This window comes from Stenotrophomonas mexicanensis, from assembly GCF_032911605.1.
GTDB classification, from domain to species: Bacteria; Pseudomonadota; Gammaproteobacteria; order Xanthomonadales; family Xanthomonadaceae; genus Stenotrophomonas; species Stenotrophomonas maltophilia_A.
The window spans coordinates 58,383-69,572 of the sequence record NZ_JAWJTG010000026.1 but is presented as its reverse complement, the minus strand read 5'-3'; the positions used below and the strand labels follow the sequence as shown (position 1 = coordinate 69,572).

Here is an 11,190-nt window from a genome sequence, read left to right as displayed (position 1 = left end):
AGGACTGCGCACACGAGCAAGCGGCGACCGAGCTTACATGGACGTACTTGCAGCGTCCCCCGCGACCGGACCCACCCCGCCATCCCTCAGGAAACCCGCTCTTGACGTTGATGTTGACGTTGATCCAGCGGGTGCAGGGCCGCAGGCCCTGCCGCTACCCCTCTTCCCGCCGTCCGCGCAGGATGTCCCGGAACCACTGCCGGTGGTGCTTGTACGCCCACCCGTAGGTCACCTTGCCCTGGGTCATCGCCCGCACCGAACCCTTGATCCAGATCGCTGCATAGATGTGCACCACGATCGCGCACACCAGCACCCAGCCGAACAGCGCATGGGCGAGCACCGAGAAGCGGATCACCCCGATCGGAAAGAAGTGGCTGAAGTACTGCCGCCAGATCACGAAGCCGGTCAGCAGCAGCGCCGAAAGGCAACCGATGATGGCCCAGAACAGCAGTTTCTGGCCGGCATTGAAGCGGCCCACCGGTGGCAGCTTCTCATCCTCGTTGCGCAGTACATCGCGCATGCCGCGCATCCACTTGCCATCGTCGGCGGTCGGCAGATTGTCGCGCCACATGCGGAACGCCAGCAGCGCAAAGCCCACCACCATGGCCAGGCCGATGAACGGGTGCAGGATGCGCGTCCATGGCCCACCGCCAAACAACTGGGTCAGCGGGAACAGGGCAGGGTGGAACAACGCCAGCCCGGACAGCGCGGTCAACACGAAGCAGATCGCCACAATCCAGTGATTGATGCGGGTCGGCGCGCGGTAGCGGATGATCTGCCGCGGGTGCGGGGCGTACTTCATGGCCGCTGCTCCTCTTCGATCTTCTTCGCCTCGTGCTCGGCTTCCTCTTCTTCCTCGTCATTGACCGTGTTGCGGCCGATGCCGATGTAATGCAGGAAGCCGGCGAAGGCGGTAGCGGCAATCGCCAGCACGCCCAGCGGCTTGGCCACGCCCTTCCACACCTCCACCATCGGGCTGATGCGCGGGTCCTTCGGCAGGTCGGCATACAGTTCCGGCTTGTCCACGTGCTGCAGCACGTACATCACATGGGTGCCGCCCACACCCTGCGGGTCGTACAGGCCGGCGTTCTCGTAGCCGCGCGATTTCAGGTCTTCCACGCGTCCCGCCGCGTGCTCGGTCATCGCCTGCTTGCTGCCGAAGGTGATCGCGCCGGTCGGGCAGGTCTTCACGCAGGCCGGTTCCTGGCCCACCGCCACCCGGTCCGAACACAGCGTGCACTTGTAGGCCTTGTGGTCCTTCTTGGAGATGCGCGGCACGTCGAACGGGCAACCGGTCACGCAGTAGCCGCAGCCGATGCAGTTCTCTTCCTGGAAGTCGACGATGCCGTTGGCGTACTGGATGATCGCGCCCGGCGACGGGCAGGCCTTCAGGCAGCCCGGATCGCTGCAGTGCATGCAGCCTTCCTTGCGGATCAGCCACTCCAGCTTGCCCTTCTCGTCCTCGTACTCGCGGAACTTCATCACCGTCCACGACTGTTCGCTCAGGTCGGGCGGGTTGTCATAGCTGCCGACGCAGCTGCCGACCTCGTCGCGAAGGTCGTTCCACTCCATGCAGGCGACCTGGCAGGCCTTGCAGCCGATGCACTTGCTCACATCGATCAACTTGGCGACCTGGCCGGTGTGCGCGCCACGCGCCTCCGGCGAGGGCGTGGTGGTGGCCGAGCGGCGGATGATGTCCAGGGATTGCAGTGACATGGCGTGTCTCCTACACCTTCTCGACCTTGACCAGGATGCACTTTGATTCGGGCGTCTGCGAGTTGCCGTCACCGATGGCGTTGGTCAGCGTATTGGCGATGTATCCGGGCTTGGCCGCACCGAGGAAGCCCCAGTGGATCGGCACGCCCACCTGGTGCACGGTTCTGCCATCAATCTGCAGGGCCTTGATGCGCTTGGTCACCATCGCCACCGCTTCGATGTGCCCGCGCTTGGAACTGACCCGCACGCGGCTGCCGTTGTTGATGCCCAGCTCATCGGCCAACGCCGCGCCGATCTCGACGAACTGCTCGGGCTGGATGATGGCGTTCAACTTGCCGTGCTTGGTCCAGAAGTGGAAATGCTCGGTCAGGCGGTAGGTGGTGGCCACATGCGGGAACTCGTCCGGCGAACCGATCTGTGCGCGATCGCTGGCGAACACGCGCGCCGCCGGGTTGTTCAACGTCAGTGCCTGACCGGGGCTGAGCGGGTTGCTGCGCAGCGGTGTATCGAACGGTTCGTAGTGCTCCGGGAACGGGCCCTCGGCCATGCCGGCCTTGGCGAAGAAGCGGGCGATGCCTTCCGGGTTCATGATGAACGGGCCCATGCCGCCGGCGGGATCTTCATCCGCCTTGAAGTCCGGCACGTCCACGCTGCCCCAGTTCTTGCCGTTCCAGGCCAGCAGCGTGCGCCGCGGATCGAACGGCTGGCCGGCCACGTCGCACGAGGCGCGGTTGTACATCACCCGGCGATTGGCCGGCCACGCCCAGGCCCAGCCCAGCGTGTTGCCGATGCCGGTGGGGTCGCTGTTGTCACGTCGCGCCATCATGTTGCCGGTCGGGCCCCAGGCGCCGATGTAGATCCAGCAGCCGGAGGACGTGCTGCCGTCGTCGCGCAGGTCGCCGAATGCCGCCAGCTGCTCGCCGGCCTTGCGCACCAGCTTGGTCGGGTCCTTCGGATCGAACACGTCGGCCAGTGCCTTGCCGTTGTATTCCATCGCCAGTTCTTCCGGCGTCGGCAGTTCCGGGTTGGAGTACTTCCAGGCCAGGTCGCGCACCGGCTCCCACCACGCACCGCCGTCCTTTTCGTACATCGCTTTGATGCGATGGAACAGCTCGGACATGATCTCGATGTCGCTGCGCGCTTCGCCCGGCGGATTGGCACCCTTCCAGTGCCACTGCAGCCAGCGCGAGGAGTTCACCACTGCACCGTTCTCCTCTGCGAAGGAGGTGGTCGGCAAGCGGAATACTTCGGTCTGGATCGCACTGGGATCAACATCGTTCAGTGCGCCGTGGTTCTGCCAGAACGCGATGGTCTCGGTTTCCAGCGGGTCCATGCTGACCATGAACTTCAGCTTGGAGAACGCGCTGATCAGCTTGCCCTTGTTCGGCGCCGAGGCCAGCGGGTTGAAGCCCTGGCAGATGTAGCCGTGGATCTTGCCTTCGTTCATCAGCTCGTACGCCTGCAGCATGTCGTACGGCTTGTCGAGCTTGGGTAGATGGTCGAAGCACCAGTTGTTGTCGGCGGTGGCGGCGTCGCCCCACCACGACTTCATCAGGCTGACATGGAACTTCGGGTAGTTCTGCCAGAACGACATCTGGTTGGCGCGCAGTGGCTTCTGCGTGCGCTTGGCGATGTAGGCGTCATAGTCCTGCTCGTCCTGTTTCGGCAACGTCAGGTAGCCGGGCAGCAGGTCGGACATCAGGCCGATGTCGGTCAGGCCCTGGATGTTGGAATGCCCGCGCAAGGCGTTCATGCCACCACCGGCCACGCCGATGTTGCCCAGCAGCAGCTGCACCATGGTGCCGGCACGCACGTTCTGCGCACCGATCGAATGCTGCGTCCAGCCCAGCGCGTACAGGATGGTCATCGCCTTGTCCTTGCCGGCGGTGGACGCGATCATCTCCCAGACCTGGCGGATGCTGTCCGCCGGCGTGCCGCAGATGCGTTCGACCATCTCCACGGTGTAGCGCGCGTAGTGCTGCTTGAGCAGGTTGTAGACGCAGCGCGGGTCCTTCAGCGTCGGGTCGCTGCGCACGAAGCCATCGTCACCGTAGGCGTAGTCCCAGCTGGAACGGTCGTAGCTGCGCTTCTCCTCGTTGTAGCCCGAATACAGGCCGTCCTTGAAGGCGAATTCGTCCTTCACCAGGAACGACATGTCGGTGTAATTCAGCACGTATTCGTGCTGGATGCGGTCCTCGGTCAACAGGTAGTTGATCAGGCCGCCCAGGAACACGATGTCGGTGCCGGTACGGATCGGCGCATACACGTCGGCCACCGCGGCCGAGCGGTTGAAGCGCGGATCGACCACGATCAGCCGGGCCTTGTTGTGTGCCTTGGCCTCGGTCACCCATTTGAACCCGCACGGGTGTGCCTCGGCGGCATTGCCACCCATGATCAGGATCAGGTCGGCATTCTTGATGTCGACCCAGTGATTCGTCATCGCACCACGGCCTAGCGTCGGGGCAAGACCTGCCACCGTCGGGCCGTGTCAGACACGTGCCTGGTTGTCGAATGCCAGCATGCCAAGGGAGCGCACGACCTTGTGGGTCAGCACCGCGGTTTCATTGCTGGTCGCCGAGGCCGCCAGCATGCCGGTGGTCAGCCAGCGGTTGACCGTCTGCCCGGCCTCGTTCTTCTGCACGAAGTTGGCATCGCGGTCTTCCTTCATCAGCCGCGCGATGCGGTCCAGCGCATCGTCCCAGCTCAGCCGCTTCCACTCGTTCGAGCCCGGCGCGCGGTACTCGGGGTAGAGCAGGCGCGACTTGCTGTGGATGATGTCGGCCAGGCCGGCACCCTTCGGGCACAGCGTGCCGCGGTTGACCGGATGGTCCGGGTCACCCTCGATATGGAAGATGCTCGGCTCGGCGTTCTTGGCGCCATCGCCGAGGCTGTACATCAGGATGCCGCAGGCCACCGAACAATACGTACAGGTGTTGCGGGTCTCGGTCGCGCGGATCAGCTTGTACTGCCTGACCTCCGCGAGCGCGATGCCGGGCGCGAAGCCCATCAATGCCAGGCTGGAGCCGACCAGGGTTGTCCCGGTCACTTTCAGGAACTGGCGGCGGCTCATCGATGGCATGCCGTTCTCCTGGGATGGCGGGGAGGCGCAGGCCTCCGGGCTGTCGTTGGGTACGGCCCGGTTATAGCACAGGCCCCCGCACGCCCATGTGGCACAAGGCCCGGCGCCTGCCGGACGGGCGCGCAACGCGGCCGCTCTGGTAAAGTTGCGTGCCCGCCCCCCGGGGAAGCGTCTGCCGGGCCTGGTTCCAGAATGTTCCGCGCAGCCCCCGCCGTCCTGGCGCGATCCTCCGCGCCGGATCTGGAACACCGAGGAAAAATTTTGCGAAATCAACCCGTTGGACTCCCCGCATGAGCGCCCCGTCGAAGCCGTCGGACGCCGTTGCGCGCGGCACGCTGTACATCGTTGCCGCCCCTTCCGGCGCCGGCAAGAGCAGCATCGTCAATGCCACCCTGGCGCGTGACCCGCAGATCGCCCTGTCGATCTCCTTCACCTCGCGCGCGATGCGCCCGGGTGAAGTGAATGGCCAGCACTACCATTTCGTCTCTGCGGAGAAGTTCGAGGAAATGATCGCCGCCGGCGACTTCTTCGAGCATGCCTGGGTGCACGGTGACTGGAAGGGCACCGCCCGCCAGTCGGTGGAGCCGCAGCTGGCCGCCGGCCAGGACGTGCTGCTGGAAATCGACTGGCAGGGCGCGCAGCAGGTACGCCAGCTGGTGCCGGGCACGGTCACCGTGTTCATCCTGCCGCCGTCCAAGCAGGCCCTGCAGGACCGCATGCGCAAGCGCGGCCAGGACAGCGAGGCGGTCATCGCCCAGCGCCTGGGCGCAGCCCGTGACGAGATGCTGCACTTCAACGAGTTCGACTACGTGATCGTCAACGAGGTGTTCGACACCGCCGTGGACGAACTGTGCGCCATCTTCACCGCCAGCCGCCTGCGCCGGGAGGCCCAGAAGGTCCGCCACGCTGGGCTGATCCAGGCCCTGTTGACCCCCGATCCGGGCGCAACTGACTGATTCCAAAAGAATCGGGTGGGGGTTGGCTTGATTTTGTCCAGCCCCTGCCAGTACACTCCGTCCCCTTTCCCTCATTCGACTGAGCGGCCGACCGGTCGCCGGGAGCCCGTATGGCCCGCATCACCGTAGAAGATTGCCTGGAAGTCGTTAACAACCGTTTCGAACTGGTCATGATGGCTTCCAAGCGTGCCCGCCAGCTCGCCAACGGCGTGCAGGCCACGCTGGACAACAGCGAGACCGAGGACAAGCCGACCGTGCTGGCGCTGCGCGAAATCGCTGCCCGCAAGATCGACAACGCGCTGATCGACGAAGTCGAGAAGGCCGAGCGTGAGCGCGCAGAGCGCGAAGCGCTGGAGTGGGCTGCCGCGGAAGTGGTCGCCGACGAAGACATGTCCAAGAACGACGATTGATCGCATCGATCAACGTAATCGTTGGATGTGCCGAACAGCCCGCCCCGTGCGGGCTGTTTCGCATTCAGGATTTGCCGTAAACGTCGCGCTGGAATAGGCTGCGGGCATGAACCCAGGCCCCACTGCCAAGGTCGCCGCAGCCCCCGCTGCCGCCGTACCCGACTACGTCCTCCAGCTTGAACGCGCCGCCCATTACCTGCCGCCGGAACAGCTGCCGCTGTTGCGCCGTGCCTGGGAAGTCGGAGCCGCCGCACACGCCGGGCAGACGCGCAAGTCGGGCGAGCCCTATATCACCCATCCGGTGGCCGTGGCCCAGGTGCTGGCCGAGCTCGGCCTGGACGTGGAAGCGCTGATCGCCGCGATCCTGCACGACACCATCGAAGACACCCCGCTGACCCGTGAGGCGCTGGCCGCCGAGTTCGGCGAAGCCGTGGCCGAACTGGTCGACGGCGTGACCAAGCTGGACAAGCTGAAGTTCCGCGACCGCCAGGAAGCGGCCGCTGAGAGCTTCCGCAAGATGCTGCTGGCGATGTCGCGCGACCTGCGCGTGATCATGATCAAGCTGGCCGACCGTCTGCACAACATGCGCACGCTGGGCGCGCAGAGCCGCGAAGCGCGCGGCCGCATCGCCCGCGAGACGCTGGAGATCTACGCGCCCATCGCCCAGCGCCTGGGCATGAGCCTGGTCAAGAGCGAGCTGCAGAACCTCGGTTTCAAGGCGCTGTATCCGTGGCGCCACGCGATCCTGGAAAAGCACATCCGCAGCCAGCCGGTGGTCCGCCGCGAAGCGCTGGCGCAGGTGGAAGTGCAGCTGTCGCAGCGGTTGGCGAAGGAAGGCATCGAGCACCGCCTGGTCAGCCGCATCAAGACCCCGTGGAGCATCTACAACAAGATGCGCGACGAGAACAAAACCTTCGATCAGGTGATGGACGTGTTCGGCTTCCGCCTGGTGGTGCGCAGCGTGCCCAGCTGCTACCACGCGCTGGGTTCGGTGCATGCCACGTTCAAGCCGCTGGATGGGCGTTTCCGCGATTTCATCGCCATTCCCAAGGCCAACGGTTACCAGTCGCTGCATACGGTGCTGTTCGGGCCGTATGGTTCGCCCATCGAAGTGCAGATCCGCACCGAAGAGATGGACCTGATCGCCGAACGTGGCGTGGCCGCGCACTGGACCTACAAGTTCGGCGGCGATTCACCGAACAGTGCGCAGAGCCGCGCACACGCCTGGATCGTTGAACTGATCGACTCGCAGCGTGCCGCCGGTTCCTCGCTGGAGTTCCTCGACAACGTCAAGGTCGACCTGTTCCCGGACGAGGTCTACCTGTTCACCCCGAAGGGCAAGATCCTGGCCCTGCCGCGCAACTCCACCGCGCTGGACTTCGCCTACGCCGTGCACACCGACGTCGGCAACATGGCCGTGGCCTCGCGCGTGGACAAGAAGCTGGTGCCGTTGCGCACCAAGCTGGTGTCGGGCCAGTCGGTGGAGATCATCACCGCACGCTCGGCCACGCCGAAACCGCAGTGGCTGGAATTCGTGGTTACCAGCAAGGCGCGCACCGCCATCCGCCACCAGCTCAAGCAGCTGGAGCACGAAGACGCTGTGCAGCTCGGCCACCGCATGCTCGATCGTGCGCTGGAGGCGATGGATTCCTCGTTGGAGCGGCTGCCGAAGGGGCGCCTGGATGCGTTCCTCGCCGAGCACCGCTTCCCGCGCCTGGAGGCGCTGCTGGCCGAGGTCGCACTGGGCAACTGGATGCCGACGCAGGCTGCACAGGCGCTGATGGCCTACGCCGAACTGCGTGGCGGCCCGCATTCGCGCCACCACTCGCAGGAAAAGATCCTGATCAACGGCAGCGAGCGCGGCGTGGTCACCTTCGCGGGCTGCTGCCAGCCGATTCCCGGCGACGAGATCATGGGCTACCACACCGCCGGCAAGGGCATCGTGGTGCACCGCATGGACTGCCCGAACCTGGCCGAGCTGCGCAAGTCGCCCGAGCGCTGGGTGCCGATCGGCTGGGACACCACTGTTTCCGGCGACTACGACACCTCGCTGGTGGTGGAAGTGGAGAACGGCACCGGCGTGCTGGCGCAGCTGGCCGCCGCCATCGCGCAGAGCCATTCCAACATCGAGCGCGTGGACTACCTGGACCGTGATTTCAACGCCGCCGTGCTGGCGTTCAACATCCAGGTGCGCGACCGCAACCATCTGGCCGAAGTGATGCGCCGCCTGCGCCGCCTGTCGGTCGTGCAGTCGGTACGCCGCCAGTAACGCGAACCCGGTAGTGCCGGCCGCTGGCCGGCAACTTCGCCGTGCTTCCGACGTTCATGGGTTTGCCGGCCAGCGGCCGGCACTACCGAAGCGGCGCGGTGGATCCACGCCATGCGTGGATGCGCCCCCACCCGGTACAATCACCGCTCTGTTTTCCCCCAAGCACCGGAGCGATCCATGTCCCGCCAGATCATCAACACCGAAAAGGCCCCCGCCGCCATCGGCCCGTACTCGCAGGCCGTGCGCGCCGGCAACACCGTGTATTTCTCCGGCCAGATCCCGCTCGACCCGGCTACCGGCGACATCGTCGGCGCCGGTGACGTCGAAGCACAGGCCCGCCGCGCCTTCGACAACCTCAAGGCCGTGGCCGAAGCCGCTGGCGGCTCGCTGGACAAGGTCGTGCGCCTGGGCCTGTACCTGACCGACCTGGGCGAGTTCGCCAAGGTCAATGCGGTCATGCAGGACTACTTCCAGGCCCCGTACCCGGCCCGTTCCACGATCGAAGTCTCCGGCCTGCCGAAGGGCGCCAACTTCGAGGTCGACGCGGTGATGGTCATCGACTGACCGCCACGTGGCACGCAAGGCGGCGGTCACCCCGGTCCTGTCACCGTCCGGCGAAGCATCCCTGGCGATGCTCGCTGGCGTGGGTCCGGCCGTGGCCGCCAAACTGCAGGCGCGTGGCCTCGCCACCCTGCAGGATCTCTGGCTTCATCTGCCGCTGCGCTATGAAGACCGGACCCGGCTGACCCGCATCGAAGACCTGCGTAACGGCGTACCAGCGCAGGTGGAAGGGCGGGTGGTCGCGGTCGAGCGCGGCATGCGCTACCGGCCGATGCTGAAAGTTGCGGTGGAAGACGAAGGGCAGGGCACCCTGGTGCTGCGCTTCTTCCACTTCCGCCAGCAGCAGGTCGGCCAGTTCGCGGTCGGCAACCGGCTGCGCTGCTTCGGCACCCCCAAACCCGGCCATCTCGGCCTGGAAATCGTCCATCCCAGCTACCAGGTGCTGGGCCGCAACGACGATCCCGAACTCGGCGACCGCCTCGACCCGGTGTATCCCACCGTCGAAGGCGTTGGCCCGATGACGATGCGCAAGCTGATCGGCCAGGCCCTGGATCGCCTGCCCGAGGAAAGCACGCTGGAACTGCTGCCCAGCGGCTGGCTGGATGGCCTAGGCCTGCCGTCGCTGCGCAGCGCGTTGCTGACCGTACACCGGCCGCCGCCGGATGCCGATCTGGCCGCCTTGGCAGCAGGCACCCACCCGGCGCAGCGTCGCCTGGCGATGGAAGAGCTGCTGGCCCACCACCTCAGCCTGCGTCGTCAGCGCATCGCCTTGCAGGCGCACCATGCGCCGCCGCTGGCCGGCCCCGGCAAGCTGGCCAAGGCGCTGCTGAAACAGCTGCCGTTCGCGCTGACCGGCGCACAGGCGCGCGTGTTCAAGCAGATCCGTGAAGACCTCGCACGGCCCAGCCCGATGCTGCGGCTTGTGCAGGGCGACGTCGGCTCCGGCAAGACCGTGGTCGCCGCACTGGCCGCGATGCTGGCAGTCGAGCAGGATAAGCAGGTCGCATTGGCAGCGCCCACCGAACTGCTGGCCGAGCAGCATCTCAACAACCTGCGCGGCTGGCTGGAACCGCTCGGCGTGCGTATCGCCTGGCTGGCCGGCAAGGTCACCGGCAAGGCGCGCGCCAAGGTGATGGAGCAGGTCGCCAACGGCGAAGCGCAGGTGGTGGTCGGCACCCACGCGCTGATGCAGGAGGCGGTGGTGTTCCAGGACCTGGCCCTGGCGATCGTCGACGAACAGCACCGCTTCGGCGTGCACCAGCGACTGGCCCTGCGCGACAAGGGCGCGGGTGGCAACAGCGTGCCGCACCAGCTCGTGATGACCGCCACGCCGATTCCACGCACGCTGGCGATGTCCGAATACGCGGATCTGGATGTCTCGGCCATCGACGAACTGCCGCCGGGCCGCACCCCGGTGCAGACCGTGGCACTCAACAACGACCGCCGTCCCGAACTGATCGAGCGCATCGCGCTGGCCTGCCAGGAAGGGCGGCAGGTGTACTGGGTGTGCACGCTCATCGAGGAAAGCGAAGAGCTGGATGCAACGCCGGCGCAGGCCACCTACGAATCGCTGCAGGCGCTGTTGCCGGGCGTGCGCGTGGGGCTGGTGCATGGCCGCCTGAAAGCCGCCGAAAAGCTGGCGACGATGGTGGCGTTCAAGGCCGGTGAGATCGATCTGCTGGTGGCGACCACCGTGATTGAAGTGGGCGTGGACGTACCAAATGCCTCGCTGATGGTGATCGAGAATGCCGAGCGCCTCGGCCTGGCCCAGCTGCACCAGCTGCGCGGCCGCGTCGGTCGTGGTTCAGCGGTGTCGCGCTGCGTGCTGCTGTACCAGGCACCGCTCTCGCAGATGGCGCGCGAGCGCCTGCAGACCATGCGCGAAACCAATGATGGGTTCGTCATCGCCGAGAAGGATCTGGAGCTGCGTGGCCCCGGTGAACTGCTGGGCACCCGCCAGACCGGCCTGGCCGGTTTCCGCATTGCCGATCTGGCCCGCGACGCCGGCCTGTTGCCCGGCGTGCACGATCTTGCCGAACGCCTGCTGGCCCAGCAACCCGCGCTGGCCGATCGCGTGGTGCAACGCTGGATCGGCACCGCCGTGCGCTACGCCTCGGCGTAATGCCGCATTGGTGGGTGTGGACCCTGGTCCACACATCCACGCATGGCGTGGATCTACTGCGCGCTGCGCGCGTGAGT

Annotated in this window: 8 protein-coding genes; 5 read left to right on the top strand and 3 right to left on the bottom strand. The window is 66.1% G+C overall.

Translation table 11 applies throughout. The features are described 5' to 3' along the window. Positions 1-154 precede the first annotated feature (154 nt). From R1L06_RS12735 to fdnG, 3 genes are read right to left on the bottom strand one after another with little or no spacing between them, the layout of a single operon-like run. On the bottom strand, positions 155-802 hold the full coding sequence (locus R1L06_RS12735; RefSeq protein WP_032127833.1) for a formate dehydrogenase subunit gamma: 648 nt from the start codon (positions 800-802) through the stop codon (positions 155-157). After that, positions 799-1,716, bottom strand: coding sequence for a formate dehydrogenase subunit beta (gene fdxH, locus R1L06_RS12730; RefSeq protein ID WP_012481154.1), 918 nt, complete (start codon positions 1,714-1,716; stop codon positions 799-801). The genes R1L06_RS12735 and fdxH overlap by 4 nt, the downstream gene beginning before the upstream one ends. Positions 1,717-1,726: 10 nt before the next feature. Then, positions 1,727-4,795: a formate dehydrogenase-N subunit alpha gene (fdnG, locus tag R1L06_RS12725; protein WP_317217869.1), complete on the bottom strand. Its 3,069-nt coding sequence runs from the start codon at positions 4,793-4,795 to the stop codon at positions 1,727-1,729. Positions 4,796-5,085: 290 nt separating this feature from the next. On the opposite strand from fdnG, the gene gmk reads away from it, so the two are divergent. From gmk to recG, 5 genes are all read left to right on the top strand, one after another. Next, positions 5,086-5,751 carry a guanylate kinase gene (gene gmk / locus R1L06_RS12720; RefSeq protein WP_014038334.1) on the top strand — a complete coding sequence of 222 codons (666 nt, stop codon included), beginning with the start codon at positions 5,086-5,088 and terminating at the stop codon, positions 5,749-5,751. Between the two features lie 110 nt (positions 5,752-5,861). After that, complete coding sequence (rpoZ, locus tag R1L06_RS12715) at positions 5,862-6,161, top strand: DNA-directed RNA polymerase subunit omega (protein WP_005410877.1); 300 nt, start codon at positions 5,862-5,864, stop codon at positions 6,159-6,161. A 106-nt stretch (positions 6,162-6,267) separates the two neighbouring features. Next, positions 6,268-8,430, top strand: coding sequence for a RelA/SpoT family protein (locus tag R1L06_RS12710; RefSeq protein WP_019661980.1), 2,163 nt, complete (start codon positions 6,268-6,270; stop codon positions 8,428-8,430). A 177-nt stretch (positions 8,431-8,607) separates the two neighbouring features. Then, the gene (locus R1L06_RS12705; RefSeq protein WP_005410875.1) at positions 8,608-8,994 is read left to right on the top strand and encodes a RidA family protein; all 387 of its coding nucleotides are present in this window, start codon (positions 8,608-8,610) and stop codon (positions 8,992-8,994) included. A 7-nt stretch (positions 8,995-9,001) separates the two neighbouring features. After that, the gene (recG, locus tag R1L06_RS12700; RefSeq protein ID WP_317217868.1) at positions 9,002-11,113 is read left to right on the top strand and encodes an ATP-dependent DNA helicase RecG; all 2,112 of its coding nucleotides are present in this window, start codon (positions 9,002-9,004) and stop codon (positions 11,111-11,113) included. Positions 11,114-11,190: the final 77 nt, after the last annotated feature.

Excerpts from the sequence above, each read along its gene's own strand:
- R1L06_RS12710 (WP_019661980.1), top strand. The coding sequence starts at position 6,268 with ATGAACCCAGGCCCCACTGCCAAGGTCGCCGCAGCCCCCGCTGCCGCC.
- R1L06_RS12735 (WP_032127833.1), bottom strand. The coding sequence starts at position 802 with ATGAAGTACGCCCCGCACCCGCGGCAGATCATCCGCTACCGCGCGCCG.
- rpoZ (WP_005410877.1), top strand. The coding sequence starts at position 5,862 with ATGGCCCGCATCACCGTAGAAGATTGCCTGGAAGTCGTTAACAACCGT.
- R1L06_RS12705 (WP_005410875.1), top strand. The coding sequence starts at position 8,608 with ATGTCCCGCCAGATCATCAACACCGAAAAGGCCCCCGCCGCCATCGGC.
- fdxH (WP_012481154.1), bottom strand. The coding sequence starts at position 1,716 with ATGTCACTGCAATCCCTGGACATCATCCGCCGCTCGGCCACCACCACG.
- gmk (WP_014038334.1), top strand. The coding sequence starts at position 5,086 with ATGAGCGCCCCGTCGAAGCCGTCGGACGCCGTTGCGCGCGGCACGCTG.